The 16,433-nt window shown below is 61.7% G+C and carries 13 protein-coding genes and 1 pseudogene; 11 read left to right on the forward strand and 3 right to left on the reverse strand.

Going from position 1 to position 16,433, the window contains the following annotated elements; translation table 11 throughout:
* Positions 1 to 8: 8 nt before the first annotated feature.
* Entirely contained in the window at positions 9 to 1,163 is a 1,155-nt protein-coding gene (locus tag V1279_RS06945) for a LysR substrate-binding domain-containing protein (protein ID WP_334433740.1), read from the reverse strand.
* A gap of 33 nt (positions 1,164 to 1,196) precedes the next feature.
* Here V1279_RS06945 and dctA point away from each other — a divergent pair.
* The 3 genes and pseudogenes from dctA (at position 1,197) to V1279_RS06960 (ending at position 4,033) form a co-directional block, all read left to right on the forward strand.
* A pseudogene (gene dctA / locus V1279_RS06950) lies at positions 1,197 to 2,530 on the forward strand (C4-dicarboxylate transporter DctA).
* Positions 2,531 to 2,576: 46 nt separating this feature from the next.
* Positions 2,577 to 3,113: an ureidoglycolate lyase gene (locus V1279_RS06955; RefSeq protein ID WP_334433742.1), complete on the forward strand. Its 537-nt coding sequence runs from the start codon at positions 2,577 to 2,579 to the stop codon at positions 3,111 to 3,113.
* Positions 3,114 to 3,160: 47 nt separating this feature from the next.
* A complete protein-coding gene (locus V1279_RS06960) occupies positions 3,161 to 4,033 on the forward strand; it encodes a bifunctional allantoicase/(S)-ureidoglycine aminohydrolase (protein WP_334433744.1) in 873 nt (290 codons plus the stop codon).
* 63 nt (positions 4,034 to 4,096) lie between these two features.
* Here the strand turns inward: V1279_RS06960 and V1279_RS06965 are convergent, their stop codons facing one another.
* Both V1279_RS06965 and V1279_RS06970 read right to left on the reverse strand, forming a co-directional pair.
* A complete protein-coding gene (locus V1279_RS06965) occupies positions 4,097 to 5,026 on the reverse strand; it encodes a response regulator transcription factor (RefSeq protein WP_334433746.1) in 930 nt (309 codons plus the stop codon).
* Positions 5,016 to 8,387 carry a hybrid sensor histidine kinase/response regulator gene (locus V1279_RS06970; RefSeq protein ID WP_334433748.1) on the reverse strand — a complete coding sequence of 1,124 codons (3,372 nt, stop codon included), beginning with the start codon at positions 8,385 to 8,387 and terminating at the stop codon, positions 5,016 to 5,018. Before V1279_RS06970 ends, V1279_RS06965 begins: the two co-directional genes overlap by 11 nt.
* Positions 8,388 to 8,562: 175 nt before the next feature.
* Here V1279_RS06970 and urtA point away from each other — a divergent pair, with 175 nt between their 5' ends.
* The 8 genes from urtA to V1279_RS07010 all read left to right on the forward strand — a co-directional run bounded on the left by urtA (position 8,563) and on the right by V1279_RS07010 (position 16,388).
* Entirely contained in the window at positions 8,563 to 9,822 is a 1,260-nt protein-coding gene (urtA, locus tag V1279_RS06975) for an urea ABC transporter substrate-binding protein (RefSeq protein WP_334433750.1), read from the forward strand.
* Between the two features lie 131 nt (positions 9,823 to 9,953).
* On the forward strand, positions 9,954 to 10,880 hold the full coding sequence (gene urtB / locus V1279_RS06980) for an urea ABC transporter permease subunit UrtB (RefSeq protein WP_334433752.1): 927 nt from the start codon (positions 9,954 to 9,956) through the stop codon (positions 10,878 to 10,880).
* Between the two features lie 17 nt (positions 10,881 to 10,897).
* Complete coding sequence (gene urtC, locus V1279_RS06985) at positions 10,898 to 12,043, forward strand: urea ABC transporter permease subunit UrtC (protein ID WP_334433755.1); 1,146 nt, start codon at positions 10,898 to 10,900, stop codon at positions 12,041 to 12,043.
* Positions 12,044 to 12,054: 11 nt separating this feature from the next.
* Complete coding sequence (urtD, locus tag V1279_RS06990) at positions 12,055 to 12,810, forward strand: urea ABC transporter ATP-binding protein UrtD (protein WP_334433757.1); 756 nt, start codon at positions 12,055 to 12,057, stop codon at positions 12,808 to 12,810.
* 17 nt (positions 12,811 to 12,827) lie between these two features.
* Positions 12,828 to 13,517: an urea ABC transporter ATP-binding subunit UrtE gene (gene urtE, locus V1279_RS06995; RefSeq protein WP_334433759.1), complete on the forward strand. Its 690-nt coding sequence runs from the start codon at positions 12,828 to 12,830 to the stop codon at positions 13,515 to 13,517.
* 115 nt (positions 13,518 to 13,632) lie between these two features.
* Positions 13,633 to 14,862 carry a formamidase gene (fmdA, locus tag V1279_RS07000; protein ID WP_334433761.1) on the forward strand — a complete coding sequence of 410 codons (1,230 nt, stop codon included), beginning with the start codon at positions 13,633 to 13,635 and terminating at the stop codon, positions 14,860 to 14,862.
* Positions 14,863 to 14,954: 92 nt separating this feature from the next.
* Positions 14,955 to 15,296, forward strand: coding sequence for an FmdB family zinc ribbon protein (locus V1279_RS07005; RefSeq protein WP_334433763.1), 342 nt, complete (start codon positions 14,955 to 14,957; stop codon positions 15,294 to 15,296).
* 51 nt (positions 15,297 to 15,347) lie between these two features.
* Positions 15,348 to 16,388: an aliphatic amidase gene (locus tag V1279_RS07010; protein ID WP_334433765.1), complete on the forward strand. Its 1,041-nt coding sequence runs from the start codon at positions 15,348 to 15,350 to the stop codon at positions 16,386 to 16,388.
* Positions 16,389 to 16,433: the final 45 nt, after the last annotated feature.

Here is a 16,433-nt window from a genome sequence, read left to right on the forward strand (position 1 = left end):
GCGCCGCTTCAAGACGTCGTTGAACTGCGCGAAATAAATCGCCGCCCGACCAAAGCCGAATTCCGCTTCTGCCCGAGGAAACGACGCGCCAGTTTGATGAAATTTTGCACCACCATCGACGTCTCATCTTTTCTGAAGACGAGAAACACGTCGGCGGACGGTGGCGAGGGCCTGATGGGCCTGAACACGATCTCGTCGGTCGTGAAGCGGGCTATTGATTGCGGAACCAGAGCAACTCCGAAACCCGCTGCGATCAAGCTCGGCACCGACTGCGCATCGACGACTTGCTGGGAGACCCGCGGCAGGAAGCCGGCGTCGATGCAGCACTTCTGTATATAGCGCGCAAATTGAGAGCTTTCCGGCTGCAAGACGATGTGGTCCTCCGACGCAAGGTCACCGAGGGCGATGCGCTTGCGCCGGGCGAGCGGATGGACTTTCGGCATGGCCACCACGATCTCCTCCGGCCACGCGAGTTCGCTGCTCAAAGCGTCCTCGGTGGGAATGCTTCGATTGAGGCTGATGTTCGTCGTTCGATTGAGGAGGGCCGCGATCTGCAACGCCGGTGCCTGTTCATGCACCGTCATCTTCACCGCAGGCGCATCCTTCCGGTACGCAGCCAGCAGATCGGCCAGCCGTCCACGCAGGATGGAGCCTGTCGCTCCTATATCGAGAGTTCCGACCAGGCCGGCGCCAATCGCGCGGACCTCGTCTTCCGCCAGTTTGATCTGCTGCTGAATGGCGCGGGCGCGCGCGAGGAGCGCTTCTCCGGCCTGCGTCAACTCGACTCTGCGACTGGTTCTATAGAGAAGCTGCGCCCCCAACGCAGCTTCGAGCGACTGGATCTGTTGGCTCAGTGGCGGTTGGGAAAGATTCAGCCGCCGCGCCGCGACAGTGAAGCTGCGCTCCTCGGCCACGGCGATGAAATATCTGATCTGACGGAGATCCATAGCGAAATCCTCTTGATCATGTCGTTCTATATATTGGACACTTGATCCGGCATGGTCAACGAATGATGGGAAATGCCGTGTCGCGAAGATCGAGGCGGGCAGGCGGTCGGCGCGGTCGGGCGGCAGCCCGGTGGGGCGAGCAGCCGGTTTCGAAGCGACGTCAACGTCGCCATCAAAAACAATAGCGGCATCGGCGGTGAGCCGACCAAGCCGCATTGAATTGGAAGCGCCAACCAAGCGGGGAAAGCCGTGCCAAATATACTCAAGTCACTCTTCTTCCAGGTCGCCATTGCGCTCGGACTGGGAATTGCACTCGGCATGGCCTACCCGGATGTCGCCCTTCAGATGAAACCGCTGGGCGACGGCTTCATCAAGCTCATCAAGATGCTGGTGCCCGTGATCGTGTTTTGCGTCGTCGTGCACGGAATCGCCGCTGCGGGGGATCTCTCGAAGGTTGGACGGGTCGGGGTGCGCGCGCTCGTATACTTCGAGGTCGTAACGACAATTGCCTTGGTGCTCGGCATTGCGCTCGCCTATTACTTCGAGCCCGGCGTTGGAATGAACATCGATCCGAAGACGCTGGATGCAAAAGCGCTGAGCGGCTTCAGTCAGACGGCAGCCCAGGTTGCCGGCGGCGGCGTCTCGGAATTCCTCATGAAACTCATTCCCTCGACCGTGGTGGGAGCGTTTACGACCGGTGACATCCTGCAGGTATTGATCGTCTCGATCATGTTTGGCTGCGCCGTCTCCCTGTGCGGCGAGCGGGCCAGGCCGGTGGCGGATTTCATCGGACGCGTGAGCGATATCATCTTCAAGATGATGAATTTCGTCGTCAGGCTGGCGCCGCTCGGTGTCTTTGGGGCGATTGCATTTACAGTCGGAAAATACGGCATCGGCTCGCTCAAGCAGCTCGGTGGTCTCGTCGCCCTGTTCTATTTGGCCGTGACCGTCTTTGTCGTCGTCGTGCTGGGGACGGTCATGCGCTTTAGCGGCTTCAGCCTGTTCAAGCTGCTCCGCTACTTCCGCGAGGAGCTGACGATTGTTCTTGGCACGGCGGCCGGAGACAGCGTGCTGCCACAGACCATGCGGAAGCTCGACTCCTCGGCATCAAGCCGTCGACCGTTGGGCTGGTAATTCCGACCGGATACTCGTTCAATCTCGATGCGTTCTCGATCTACCTGACGCTGGCCGCCGTATTCATTGCCCAGGCTACCAACACGCCGCTGGCGACTGGTGATCTTCTGGCAATTCTCGGCATTGCGCTCCTGACTTCGAAAGGTGCTCACGGGGTTCCGGGCTCGGCCATCGTTGTCCTTGCAGCAACGCTCGCGGCCATCCCGGCCATTCCAGCCATCGGATTGGTGCTGCTCCTGTCGGTGGACTGGTTCATCGGGATCGCGCGTGCGCTGGGCAACTATGTCGGAAACTGCGTCGCCACGGTTGCCGTGGCCTCATGGGAAGGCGATATCGATCGGGAAAAGGCGCATCGCGTCCTGAATGGCGAGGTCGCTGCCATCGATATGGACACACCGGTCGATCCCGTCGGTATCGATGTATCCGGCGCGCAGCTTCAGACGTCCTGAGACCATGGCATCAGTTCCCGGGTCTGCGACGGATAGGAGTTGAGCGATGACAGCGCTTTCGATTGCGCCTTTGACAAGGGCAGGGTTTGCGCCATTCGGCGAGGTGGTCGAGACCGCAGACGTGAAGCCGAAATTGATCAATGAAGGCTTTGCGGAGCGTTTTGACGACTTGGCCAGCATTGACGTAGCCGCGGAAGGTGGAGAGGTCAGCGTCAGTCTGTTCGTCGGCTCTGCAAGGCCAGCCCCGCTCGTCATCAAGCTCATGGAGCGCCACCCACTGGGTAGCCAACTGTTCATGCCGTTGAGCGGAGCACCCTGGTTGGTGGTGGTGTGTACCGATCCGGGCGTCCCTTCAAGCTACCGGGCATTTGCTGCATCGGGACAACAGGGCGTGAACTACGCGCGAAACTGCTGGCACCATCCGCTGCTCGTCGTCGGAGAGGCTAGTCCGTTCCTTGTGATCGACCGCAAGGGTCCGGGCAGCAATCTCGAGGAAAAGTGGCTTGAAGCGGCAAATTGGCTGCGCGTCGCGCCCGATGGTGCGGCGGAAGCGAACACGGACATCACGGCGAAGCAGGGCTAGCGGCCCGGCGATCGTCCGCAACAATCATCTCCAAGGGATCATCTGGAATGTCGTCTCGAACCTATCACGTGCCGCCGGGAGGGCATCCGGCCCAGACCGAGTTGCTGACCGGCCGGGCGGTCTTCACGGCTGCGTATGCGGTGATACCAAAGGGCGTGATCCGCGACATCGTGACCAGTTATCTTCCGCACTGGGACAATACGCGCGTTTGGGTGCTGGCTCGACCGCTGTCCGGCTTTGCCGAAACATTCTCGCACTACCTCATCGACGTAGCGCCGGGCGGAGGAAGCGAAGCGCCGGAACCCGATGCGGGAGCGGAGGGTGCGCTGTTCGTCGTCGGGGGAGAGCTGTCCCTGAGGCTTGCCGGAACTGAGCACGTGCTGCGGCCCGGTGGCTTTGCCTACCTGCCTCCGGGGAGCTCCTGGCACGTGCAAAACCGCGGCGCCGGTTCAGTGCATTTTCATTGGATCCGGAAGCTGTATCAGCATGTGCCTGATATCGCGGTGCCCGATGCCATCGTCACCAACGAAAACTCCATTGCGCCGACGCCGATGCCTCACACCGATGGCAGGTGGGCGACGACGCGTTTCGTCGATCCATCCGATATCAGACATGACATGCATATTACGATCGTGACTTTCGAACCTGGTGCGTCGATCCCCTTCGCAGAGACCCATGTGATGGAGCACGGCCTCTATGTTCTGGAAGGCAAGGCCGTCTACCGGCTCAACCAGGATTGGGTTGAGGTCGAGGCCGGAGATTATATGTGGCTCCGCGCTTTTTGCCCTCAGGCTTGCTATGCCGGCGGCCCGGAACGCTTCCGCTACCTGCTGTATAAAGACGTGAACCGGCACATGGATCTGCGCGCCTTGCGATCGCCGGCGAGTTCTGAAGCCGGGCCGGTCAGAGGCAATGCCTGACGAATCAGCTCGCCAAGCTGACGACTTTGCTTGCTTGCCAAGAGGGCGAGGAAGAATGTCGCGTCAAGATTTTCGATGCTTCGCGTTCACCGCGATCGCAGCCGCGGCGGTGCGGTTCTCGACGCCGAGTTTCGAGTAGATTTGCTCGAGGTGCTTGTCGACGGTGCGCGGGGAGAGGCCCAGAATTTGCGCAATGTCGCGGTTGGTCTTGCCCTTTGACAGCCACGACAGCACTTCGCCCTCGCGCGTCGTCAGGCCAAGCTCGCTGGAGAATTCCGCCGGCGTCTCGGTGCCGGAATCCTTTGCAAGCCGCAGCAGGAATTCATTGGTGCCCAGTCTGCCCATATATTGCAGCCGGAGCTGTTCGTTGCCGGGAAGTGCGGTCATGATCGCAGCTTTCGACCCGGCCTTGCCCTTGCGGGCCTGGTCCAGCCATTGCGGGATCGGCTCCGGCAGCACGACATCGTCGTCGCTATCAGCGGCAAGCGCATCCGACAGCAGTTTCTGCGCCTGAGGCGTCGCCCACATGATCTTGCCCTCGCCATTGACGGCGAGCAGATAGCGGCCGGAGACATCGAGCGCGGCGCGCGCGCTCTGGGTCAGCCGCGCATTGGCGAGGTGGACGCGGATGCGCGCCAGCATCTCCTCGACCGCAATGGGCTTGGTGACGTAGTCGACGCCGCCGGCCTCCAGGCCGCGCACGATATGCTCGGTTTCGGCCAGCCCCGTCATGAAGATGATCGGAACGTGGTCGAGGCCGGCGTCGCGCTTCAGCCGCCTGCAGGTTTCAAAACCGTCCAACCCGGGCATCACAGCATCGAGCAGCACGATGTCGGGCGTGATCTGGTCGACGATCCGCATCGCCGCCGCACCGTCGAGCGCGACCATGACCGTCATGCCTGCGCCGTCGAGCGCGTCGGTGAGCAGCCGCAGCGTCTCCGGCGAGTCATCGACGACAAGGGCGATGTCGCGCTTTTTGGATTCAGTGATCATAGCTGTGCAGTGTTTTCAGGGTCGCCATGTACTGATCGAGATCGAAGCGGTCGACCAGCGTGCGCATTTGCGAAACGAAATCGGCATGTTCAGGGTAGTCGTTGCCGATTTCGTCCAGCTTGACCTGGATCGCGCGGATGTAGCCGAGTTGCCCGAGGCCGATCAGTTCCTCGACATATCTCACCGGTGGCCGCGATCCCGTCTCCGGTTTCCAGCGCGGCTGGGGTATTTGCTCGGCCTCGTACTGCCACTCGATCTTGAGCAGTTGCCGGATCGTCTCCACCAGCTTGGGGATATCTATCGGCTTCATCAGGTAGCCGTCATGAAACGGCTGCGCCAGCGGCGCGCCATGCGCCTCCAGCGCGCTCGCCGACACCATCAGAATGCGGGCCTGATGATGGCCGCTCGCGCGCAACGTTTCCGCCACCGTCCAGCCGTCCATGCCCGCCATCGAGATATCCAGCAGGAACAGATCGGGCCGGCAGTGTTGCGCCAGCGCGAGGCAGCCGGGTCCGTCCGGCGCGCTCAGCAAGATGAAGCCCAGCGGCGCCAGCACCTCGCGCAGCAGGTCGCGGTGGGTCGGATCGTCGTCGGTGATGAGGATCGTCTTGCGCGGGCCGTGATAGCCGAAGATCGGCGCCTCCACCGGCGCGATCCTTGTCGGATTGGTGACTTCCGACAGCAGGATCTTGACGCGGAACGTGCTGCCGGTGCCGACCCGGCTGGTCACCTTGATGTCGCCGCCCATCACGCCGGCTAGCAGCCGGCTGATGGTCAGCCCGAGGCCGGTGCCGGTCTGCGGCTGCGAGACGCCGAGCGCACCGCGCTCGAACGGCGCGAAGATGCGTTCGAGATCGTCTGGCTGGATGCCGGGACCGGTGTCGATCACTTCGAACTCCGCGACCGGGCTGCGATAATGCACGACGAATTGCACGCTGCCGGTCTGCGTGAACTTCAGCGCATTCGACAGCAGGTTGATCAGAACCTGACGCAGGCGCTTTTCGTCGGCATAGACGACGACGGGCAGCACTGAAGGCCGCTTGAAAACGAAGTCGATGCCCTTGGCGGCAGCCTGGACGCGAAACATCCCGACGAGCTGGTCGAGGAATTCGCTCAACCGCACCTCGTCACGCGATAAATAAAGCCGGCCTGCCTCGATCTTGGAAATGTCCAAAATGCCGTCGATCAGCCCCGACAGATGGTCGGCGCTGCGGCGGACCACGCGCACCTGGTCGCGCGGCTTGGTATTGAGGCTGGAATCCTGTTCCAGCAGTTGCGCATAGCCAGAGATGGCGTTGAGCGGCGAGCGCAGTTCGTGGCTCAGGCCCACAACATAGCGGCTCTTGGCGAGGTTGGCGGATTCAGCCACTTCCTTGGCGCGCTGCAGCTCGGCGTCGGTGCGCTTGTGGGCGTCGATTTCCTGGATCAAGAGCGCGGTCTGCCGCCGCGTTTCCGCCTCCGCCGCACGGCGGCTCTGCTGCGCCAGCACGAACAGCCATGCCACCACGCCGATGATGATGGTGAGCGCGAAGAATACCTTCCAGAGCACGTCGGATAGCGCAAAACCGTCGACCGGAATCGTCGCGGACGTCTGCAGATAGATCAGCCCAAGCGTCAGGCCAACGAGGCCTGCGGACACCGCGAACACGCCGAGGTAACGCCCGAACTGCGAGTTGATCCGGGCATAGATCGGCTCCGGCAGCAGCTTGCCGAGCGCCTCCGAGACCTGTGCGCCGGCGCGCGCGTGCGGCTTGCAGAGGTCGTGGCAGCGCGCGTCGAGCGAACAGCACAGCGAACAGATCGGCCCGGCGTATGCCGGGCAGGAGGCCATGTCCTCCGGCTCGAACGAATGCTCGCAGATACAGCACTGGATCGCCTCCAGGTTCTGCCAGCTCCGCTTGGGCTTGCGCGCGATGTAGTATTTGCCGTCGGTCGCCCATGCGATCAGGGGCGCGGCGACGAAGGCGACCGCGAGCGCCACGAAGGCCGAGAGCGCCTTCGCCGTCGGCCCGAACAGGCCGTAGAACGCGCTGATCGAGACGATGGTCGCGATCGTCATGGCGCCGACGCCGACCGGGTTGATGTCGTAGAGATGCGCGCGCTTGAACTCGATGTGCTGCGGGCGCAGGCCGAGCGGCTTGTTGATGACGAGATCGGCGACCAGCGCGCCGACCCAGGCAATCGCAACGTTGGAGTAGAGCGCCAGCGTCTGCTCCAGCGCTTTGTAGACGCCGATTTCCATCAGCAGCAGCGCCACCATGACGTTGAACACCAGCCAGACCACGCGGCCGGGATGGCTGTGTGTCAGCCGCGAGAAGAAGTTCGACCACGCGATCGAGCCGGCATAGGCGTTGGTGACGTTGATCTTGATCTGCGAGAGAATGACGAAGGTGCCGGTCAGCGCCAGCGTCAGGTCCGGCTGCGACAGCACGTAACGAAATGCTTCGAGGTACATATGCGCGGGCTCGGCGGCGTGCTCGCTGGAGACGCCGTGGCTGAGCGCGAAATAGGCGAGGAACGAGCCCAGCAATAACTTGAGCGCGCCAAAGACGATCCAGCCGGGGCCGGCGCTCAGCAGGGCGATCCACCATGACGTGCGCGAGGTGCGGCGATCGCGCGGCAGGAACCGCAGGAAGTCGACCTGTTCGCCGATCTGCGCCACCAGCGAAAACACCACTGAGGCTGCGGTGCCGAACAGCAGCAGATCGAGATGGCCGCTCGGGTCGCCATGCTCACCGGCGAATTTGCGCCATTCCGTGAACGAATGCGGATTGGCCCAGGCGATCGCCACGAAGGGAAGGATGTGGAGGACGACCCAGAGCGGCTGCGTCCACAGTTGGAAGCGGCTGATCAAGGTGATGCCGTAGGTCACCACGGGAATGATGACGACGGCGCTGATGAGATAGCCGATCGGGCGCGGGATGCCGAAGCACATCTCCAGCGCGGCTGCCATGATGACCGCTTCGAGCGCGAAGAAGATGAAGGTGAAGGAGGCATAGATCAGCGATGTGATGGTCGAGCCGATATAGCCGAAGCCGGCGCCGCGGGTCAGCAGGTCGATATCGATGCCGCATTTTGCGGCATGGTAGGCAATCGGCAGGCCGCAAAAGAAGATGATGACGCTGACGACCAGGATGGCGGCGGTAGCGTTGGCTGCGCCGTACTTCAGCGTAATCGTGCCGCCGATCGCCTCCAGCGCCAGAAAAGAGATGGCGCCAAGGGCGGTATTGGCGACGCGGGCGGCCGACCATCGCCGGGCGCTCTTGGCGGTGAAGCGCAGCGCATAGTCTTCCAGGGTTTGGTTCGCAACCCATTGATTATATTGGCGCCTGACGCGGTCAATCCGCTGCCGCCCTGCCACTGTGATGCTCCTGACCCGCTTCGCCGACCCCGCATAGCCAGCAAACTCCGTACCAGAAACCTACGTCGCTATTTTGCGGTGCAGTATACGCAATCCTGCGTATCTGTGCGGTGCACAAATCCGGGTCATCCTCGCCTGACCAAAGCGCGTTCTCGAACCAAAAAATGGGGTGCTCATGTCAGACGAAACAAACAAGGGCCTGCAGTCGCCGCTTCGCCGTAAACTGCTGATGGGCGCGGCGGCACTGCCGTTCATTTCGATGCTTCCCCGGCCGTCATTCGGAGCCGGCTCCGCGACCTCCGTGGTCAACACCACGGGCCTCGCGGTCACCGATACGGAAGTTACCGTCGGCATCCTGCACTCGGCCACCGGAACGATGGCGATTTCGGAAACCGGCTCGATCCAGGCCGAAAAGCTCGCGATCGAACAGATCAACGCCGCTGGCGGCGTGCTCGGACGCAAGATCAAGTTCATCCAGGAAGACGGCGCCAGCGACTGGCCGACATTTGCGGAAAAGGCCAAGAAGCTTCTCGTCAACGACAAGGTCGCGGCGATCATGGGCTGCTGGACTTCGGCATCGCGCAAGGCGGTGCTGCCGGTCGTCGAGCAGTACAACGGCATGCTCTATTATCCGACCTTCTATGAAGGCCTCGAGCAGTCCAAGAACGTCATCTACACCGGCCAGGAGGCAACCCAGCAGATTCTCGCCGGTTTGAACTGGATCGCCAAGGAGAAGGGCGCCAAATCGTTCTTCTTCATCGGTTCTGATTACATCTGGCCGCGCACCTCGAACAAGATCGCGCGCAAGCACGTCGAGAACGTGCTGAAGGGCAAGGTCGTCGGCGAGGAATATTACGCGCTCGGCAGCACCCAGTTCAATTCGGTGATCAACAAGATCAAGCTGACCAAGCCCGACGTGATCTTCACCGACGTGGTCGGCGGTTCGAACGTCGCCTTCTACAAGCAGCTCAAGGCGGCCGGCGTCGACCTGTCGAAGCAGGCGCTGCTGACGATCTCGGTGACCGAAGACGAGATCGACGGCATCGGCGGCGAAAACATCGCAGGCGCCTATGCCTGCATGAAGTACTTCCAGTCGCTCGACAATGCCAACAACAAGGCGTTCGTTCCCGCCTTCAAGAAACTGTGGGGTGAGAAGACCGTGATCGGCGACGTGACGCAGGCCGGCTATCTCGGCCCGTGGCTGTGGAAGTTGACCGCCGAGAAGGCCGGCAGCTTCGACGTCGACAAGATCGCGGCCGCCTCGCCAGGCATCGAATTCAAGGAAGCGCCCGAAGGTTACGTGCGCATCCATGAAAACCATCACCTCTGGTCGAAGACCCGCGTCGGCAAGGCCAAGCTCGATGGCCAGTTCGAGTTGATCTTTGAGACCACCGATCTGGTCGAGCCCGATCCGTTCCCGAAGGGCTACCAGTAAGCGCGGCCGAACTCCCCGCACTTTTTCTCCGGGCAACAGCTCCCTGGCGTGGACCGTCAATCCGCGCTTCACGACCCCGCGTCGCGAATCCGTTCGCGACGCGGGACCTTCCCCTCGACGGAGAAACATCGATGTTCGGCGAATATTCGATTGGCGATCTGGGCTCCATCTTCGTCATGCAGGGTTTTGCGGGCCTGATCCTGTTTTCCGTCTACGTGCTGATGGCGCTCGGCCTTGCGATCATCTTCGGCCAGATGGGCGTCATCAACATGGCCCATGGTGAGTTCATGATCCTGGGGGCCTACGTCACCTGGATGACGTCGAACGTGTTCCAGAGCTATCTGCCAACGCTGTTCTCAGGATATTTTTTCCTGGCGATGGCCTTGGCCTTTATTGCCTCCGGCGCACTGGGGATGCTGGTCGAGTGGGCGTTGATCCGCCATCTCTACAAGCGTCCGCTGGATACGTTGCTCGCCACCTGGGGCTTGAGCCTGATTCTTCAGCAGACCTATCGCTCGGTGTTCGGGCCGCGCGAGGTCGGCGTCGAGCTGCCGCAGTGGATGCTGGGTTCTCTCAAGGTGAGCGACAGCATCGAGGTGCCGATCAACGGCATCTTCGTGATGGGTCTCACCGTCTTGATCACATGCGCGGTTGCCTACGTCATGTACAAGTCGCGCTGGGGCCGGCAGGTCCGCGCGGTCGTGCAGAACCGGATCATGGCCGGCGCCGTCGGCATCAATACCGCAAGAGTGGATCGCTACACCTACGCGCTCGGTTGCGGGATCGCCGGCATCGCCGGAAGCGCGTTCACCATGATCGGCTCGACCGGACCGACCTCGGGCCAGCTCTACATCGTCGACACCTTCCTGGTGGTCGTGTTCGGCGGCGCAGCCAGCCTGCTCGGCACCATCGCTTCCGCCTTCTCGATCTCGCAGACCCAGTCGACGCTGGAGTTCTTCATGTCGGGCTCGATGGCCAAGGTGCTCACGCTTCTCGCCGTCGTCGGAATTCTGATGCTGCGGCCGCAGGGTCTGTTCGCCCTCAAGGTCCGCAAATAACGAAAGCAGGCACGGTCATGATCATCACCTCACGCTTCTTCAATCGATCCGAGCTCATCGGCTTCATTGCGCTGGCCCTGGTCCTGTTCGTGATCTTGCCGCTGTCGCTGGATGTGTTCCGCCTCAACCTGGTCGCGAAATATCTGACCTACGCCTTTGTCGCAATCGGCCTCGTGCTGTGCTGGGGATATGGCGGCATCCTGAGCCTGGGGCAGGGCGTGTTCTTCGGCCTCGGCGGCTACTGCATGGCGATGTTCCTCAAGCTGGAAGCCTCCAGCGTCGAGAACACCAAGATCCAGTCCACGCCCGGCATTCCGGATTTCATGGATTGGAATCAGATCACCTCGCTGCCGCTGTTCTGGCAGCCGTTCCACAGTCTCACCTTTACCATCGCTGCAATCATCCTGGTGCCCGGCCTGTTCGCCCTGATCATCGGCACGGCGATGTTCAAGCGCCGTGTCGGCGGCACCTACTTCGCGATCATCACCCAGGCCGTCGCCGCGATCCTGACGATCCTGATTGTGGGACAGCAGGGCTACACCGGTGGCATCAACGGCATGACCGACCTGCGTACGCTGAAGGGGTGGGACATCCGGCCGGACCATGCCAAGGTCATCCTTTATTTCTTTGAAGTGTTCCTGCTGTTCGCATGCATCGGCATCGCGCAGTTCATCCGCCTGACCAAGCTCGGCCGCATCCTGGTGGCGATGCGCGAACAGGAAGATCGCGTCCGTTTCTCCGGCTATAGCGTCGCCAACTTCAAGATCTTTGCCTTCTGCATGGCGGCGATCTTCGCCGCGATCGGCGGTGCCATGTTCGCGCTCAATGTCGGCTTCATGTCGCCGTCCTTTGTCGGCATCGTGCCGTCGATCGAAATGGTGATCTACACCGCCGTCGGCGGGCGGATGTCGATCTTCGGCGCGGTGTGGGGCTCGCTCCTGGTCAATTTTGCCAAGACCAGCCTTTCGGAATCCTTCCCGCAGCTCTGGCTGTTCGGCCTCGGCGCGCTGTTCATCGCGGTCGTGTTGGCGTTCCCGAACGGCCTGTCGGGAATCTGGGCTGATTACGTTCAGCCGCGTATCGACCGGCTGCTGGCATCGCGCAAATCAAAGTCGGGTGCGTGGACCGGCAATTCCGTCGCCGACGGCGCGCCGGCAGAGTGAGGAGATAGATCATGATCATCGGTCACCAGCCCAAACCCTTCCTGCTCGCGGTCGAGGCGCTCACGGTATCGTTCGACGGCTTCAAGGCCGTCAACAATCTCTCCTTCTATGTCGAGGAGAACGAGATCCGTGTCATCATCGGCCCGAACGGCGCCGGCAAGACCACGGTGCTGGACCTGATCTGCGGAAAGACCAAGGCGACCTCGGGCTCGATCCAGTTTCGCGGCAAGGAGCTGACGAAACTGAAAGAGAACCAGATCGTGCAGACCGGGGTGGGGCGCAAGTTTCAAACGCCGTCGGTGTTCGAAGACCTCACCGTGTTCGAGAACCTGGAGATTTCCTATCCGCGCGGGCGCACCGTGTTCGGCTCGCTCGCCTTCCAGCGCGATGATGCGGTGAAGCAGCGCGTCGAGGAAGTCGCCGAGATGATTTTCCTGAAGGATCGCCTCGATACCTACGCCGATCAGCTTAGCCACGGCCAGAAGCAGTGGCTCGAGATCGGGATGCTACTGATCCAGGATCCGGACTTGCTGATGCTCGACGAGCCAGTCGCCGGCATGAGCGTCAGCGAGCGCGCCAAGACCGCCGAGCTCTTGAACCGCATCACCAAGGACCGCTCGGTGCTGGTGATCGAGCACGACATGAAATTCGTCGAGGACATCGCCCACAAGGTCACGGTGCTGCATCAGGGCCAGATCCTGTCGGAGGGCACGATGGAGAAGGTGAAGAACGATCCGAAGGTGATCGAAGTTTACCTCGGACACTGACACCAGGGAGCGCGTTCATGCTGGCAATTTCGGATCTTCACGTCGCTTACGGCCAGAGCGAGGTGCTGCACGGCCTCAACGTCTCGGTCGCGCCCAACGAGATCGTCGCGATCATGGGTCGCAACGGCATGGGCAAGACGACGCTGATGAAGTCGCTGATGGGTATCTTGCCGACCAAGAGCGGCTCGGTGAGCATGGAGGGCGCCGAGCTCAGCGCGCTGCCGAGCTACGATCGCGTCGCCAAGGGGCTCGCCTACGTGCCGCAGGGCCGCATGATCTTCTCCACCATGACGGTGAAGGAAAACATCGAGACCGGCCTGGTGGTGTCAGGTGGGTCGGAAGTGCCCGAAGACATCTACGAACTGTTTCCGGTGCTGCTGGAAATGAAGGGCCGCCGCGGCGGCAATTTGTCGGGCGGGCAGCAGCAGCAGCTCGCGATCGCACGCGCGCTCGCCACCAAGCCAAAAGTGCTGCTGCTGGACGAGCCGACCGAGGGCATCCAGCCGTCGATCATCAAGGAGATGGCGCGCACCTTGAAGCGCATTCGCGACGAGCGCGGCTTGTCGATCATGGTGTCTGAACAAGTCCTGAGCTTCGCACTCGATATCGCCGACCGCGTGCTGGTCATCGAGAACGGTGAAATCGTCCGTGACGACCCGCGCGACAGCGTCGATGCCGCGCAAGTATCGAAATATCTGTCCGTCTGAGCGAGCGTGATCCGGACCCGGAGGGCCGCGTTAGCGCAAAGTGTGAAGCGGCTTTCCGAAAAGATCATGCTCAAAACAAATCGCAACCTGTGCTGTTTAAAAAGGGGAGCTATCGATGCCCGAGACACTGATCAAGGTCGACCTTTCGAAGTCGGCCTACGACAACGACATGATCCACAACCGCTGGCATCCCGACATTCCGATGGTTTCGTGGGTCAATCCGGGCGACGATTTCATCATCGAGACCTATGACTGGACCGGCGGCTTCATCAAGAACAACGACTCCGCCGACGACGTGCGCGACATCGATCTGTCGATCGTGCACTTCCTGTCCGGCCCGATCGGCGTCAAGGGCGCCGAGCCCGGCGATTTGCTGGTGGTCGATTTGCTCGACGTCGGTCCGCTGAAGGAGAGCCTCTGGGGCTTCAACGGCTTCTTCTCCAAACAAAATGGCGGCGGCTTCCTGACCGATCACTTTCCGCTGGCGCAGAAGTCGATCTGGGACATCAAAGGTCTTTACACATCGTCGCGCCACGTGCCCGGCGTGAATTTTGCCGGCCTGATCCACCCCGGTCTGATCGGCTGTCTGCCCGATCCGAAATTGCTCGCGACCTGGAACGAGCGCGAGACCGCGCTGATCGCGACCAACCCGACCCGCGTGCCGGGCCTCGCCAATCCGCCATTTGCCGCGACCGCCCACGCCGGTCGCGCCAAGGGCGATGCCAAGGCCAAGGTCGGCGCGGAGGGCGCGCGCACCGTGCCGCCGCGCGAGCATGGCGGCAATTGCGACATCAAGGATTTGTCGCGCGGCTCAAGAATCTTCTTCCCGGTCTATGTGCCGGGCGGCGGCCTCTCGATGGGCGACCTGCATTTCAGCCAGGGCGACGGCGAGATCACCTTCTGCGGCGCGATCGAAATGGCCGGCTGGCTGCATCTCAAGGTCGACATCATCAAGGACGGCGTCGCCAAATACGGCATCAAGAATCCGGTGTTCAAGCCATCGCCGATCACGCCGAACTACAAGGACTATCTGATCTTCGAGGGCATCTCGGTCGACGAGGCCGGCAAGCAGCATTACCTCGACGTCCACATCGCCTACCGGCAGGCCTGCCTGAACGCGATCGAGTACTTAAAGAAGTTCGGCTATTCCGGCGCGCAGGCCTATTCGATCCTCGGCACCGCGCCGTGCCAGGGCCACATCTCCGGCGTCGTCGATGTGCCGAACGCCTGCGCCACGCTGTGGCTGCCGACGGAGATATTCGACTTCGACATCATGCCATCGTCGGCCGGACCGATCAAACACATCACGGGCGACATCCAGATGCCGATCTCGCCGGACAAGTGATCCCTGCGCGAGAAGGATGCGGGACGGCTTAAGCGTGCCGGCCGCCCCGCATCCGACGTCGTGATCTTCCAACCATCGCGCAAGGAAACCAGATGCCCGTCTACGAATATCTCTGCAACGATTGCGGCCCGTTCACGGACATGCGGCCGATGGCCGAATGCGACGACCCGCAGGATTGTCCGCGCTGCGACAATGAGGCGCCGCGCGTGATCCTGACCGCGCCGGCATTCTTCTGCATGCCCTCCGACAAGCGCAAGGCGCATGCTACCAACGAGCGCAGCGCCAACGCGCCGAAAACGCTCGGCGAATACAAGGCTTCGCACGGTCCCGGCTGCGGCTGCTGTTCATCCAAGAAGCCGTCGCGTTTGGTGAAGCAGACAAGGAGCGGCGCCAAGAGCTTTCCGACCGCGCGGCCCTGGATGATCAGCCACTGAGGCGCGATTTTTCGCGACGACAAACTCCAACCAGAACAAGAGGCGATCCCAATGCTTCACGGTGACATTTCCTCAAGCAACGACACAGTCGGCGTCGCAGTCGTCAACTACAAAATGCCGCGCCTGCACACCAAGGCCGAAGTGCTCGACAACGCCCGTAAGATCGCCGACATGCTGGTCGGAATGAAGTCCGGATTGCCGGGCATGGATCTCGTGATCTTCCCGGAATATTCCACCCACGGCATCATGTACGACTCCAAGGAGATGTACGAGACCGCTTCGCAGGTCCCGGGGCCTGAGACCGACATCTTCGCCGAAGCCTGTCGCAAGGCAAAAGTCTGGGGCGTATTCTCGCTCACCGGCGAGCGTCATGAGGAGCATCCGCACAAGGCGCCGTACAACACCCTGATCCTGATGAACGACCAGGGCGTGATCGTTCAGAAGTACCGCAAGATCATGCCGTGGGTGCCGATGGAAGGCTGGTATCCCGGCAATTGCACCTATGTCTCCGAGGGACCGAAGGGGCTGAAGGTCAGCCTGATCATCTGCGACGACGGCAATTTTCCGGAGATCTGGCGCGACTGCGCCATGAAGGGCGCCGAGCTGATCGTGCGCTGCCAGGGCTACATGTATCCGGCCAAGGAACAGCAGATCCTGATTTCCAAGGCGATGGCCTGGGCCAACAATGTCTATGTCGCCGTCGCCAACGCCGCCGGCTTCGACGGCGTCTATTCCTATTTCGGCCACTCCGCGATCATCGGCTTCGACGGCCGCACGCTGGGCGAGACCGGCGAGGAGGAGTACGGCATCCAGTACGCCGGACTGTCGAAGAGCCTGATCCGCGATGCGCGCCGCAACGGCCAGTCGCAGAACCACCTCTTCAAGCTGCTGCATCGCGGCTACACCGGCATGATCAATTCCGGCGAAGGCGCGCAAGGCGTCGCGTCCTGCCCCTATGACTTCTACAAGAAGTGGGTCGCCGATCCGGAGGGCACGCGTGAGATGGTCGAGGCAATGACTCGCTCGACCGCAGGCACCGACGAATGCCCGATCGACGGCATCCCGAACGCGTTGACGGCGAGCAATTACTAGAGGCCGGGCGGCTGCATTGAGCCGCCAGGATTGCCGTCATTCGGC

The organism is Bradyrhizobium sp. AZCC 1610 (assembly GCF_036924515.1).
GTDB lineage: Bacteria > Pseudomonadota > Alphaproteobacteria > Rhizobiales > Xanthobacteraceae > Bradyrhizobium.

Excerpts from the sequence above, each read along its gene's own strand:
- urtE (WP_334433759.1), top strand. The coding sequence starts at position 12,828 with ATGCTGGCAATTTCGGATCTTCACGTCGCTTACGGCCAGAGCGAGGTG.
- urtD (WP_334433757.1), top strand. The coding sequence starts at position 12,055 with ATGATCATCGGTCACCAGCCCAAACCCTTCCTGCTCGCGGTCGAGGCG.
- urtC (WP_334433755.1), top strand. The coding sequence starts at position 10,898 with ATGATCATCACCTCACGCTTCTTCAATCGATCCGAGCTCATCGGCTTC.
- V1279_RS07005 (WP_334433763.1), top strand. The coding sequence starts at position 14,955 with ATGCCCGTCTACGAATATCTCTGCAACGATTGCGGCCCGTTCACGGAC.
- fmdA (WP_334433761.1), top strand. The coding sequence starts at position 13,633 with ATGCCCGAGACACTGATCAAGGTCGACCTTTCGAAGTCGGCCTACGAC.
- urtA (WP_334433750.1), top strand. The coding sequence starts at position 8,563 with ATGTCAGACGAAACAAACAAGGGCCTGCAGTCGCCGCTTCGCCGTAAA.
- V1279_RS06955 (WP_334433742.1), top strand. The coding sequence starts at position 2,577 with ATGACAGCGCTTTCGATTGCGCCTTTGACAAGGGCAGGGTTTGCGCCA.
- V1279_RS07010 (WP_334433765.1), top strand. The coding sequence starts at position 15,348 with ATGCTTCACGGTGACATTTCCTCAAGCAACGACACAGTCGGCGTCGCA.
- urtB (WP_334433752.1), top strand. The coding sequence starts at position 9,954 with ATGTTCGGCGAATATTCGATTGGCGATCTGGGCTCCATCTTCGTCATG.
- V1279_RS06960 (WP_334433744.1), top strand. The coding sequence starts at position 3,161 with ATGTCGTCTCGAACCTATCACGTGCCGCCGGGAGGGCATCCGGCCCAG.
- V1279_RS06965 (WP_334433746.1), bottom strand. The coding sequence starts at position 5,026 with ATGATCACTGAATCCAAAAAGCGCGACATCGCCCTTGTCGTCGATGAC.
- V1279_RS06945 (WP_334433740.1), bottom strand. The coding sequence starts at position 1,163 with ATGCGGCTTGGTCGGCTCACCGCCGATGCCGCTATTGTTTTTGATGGC.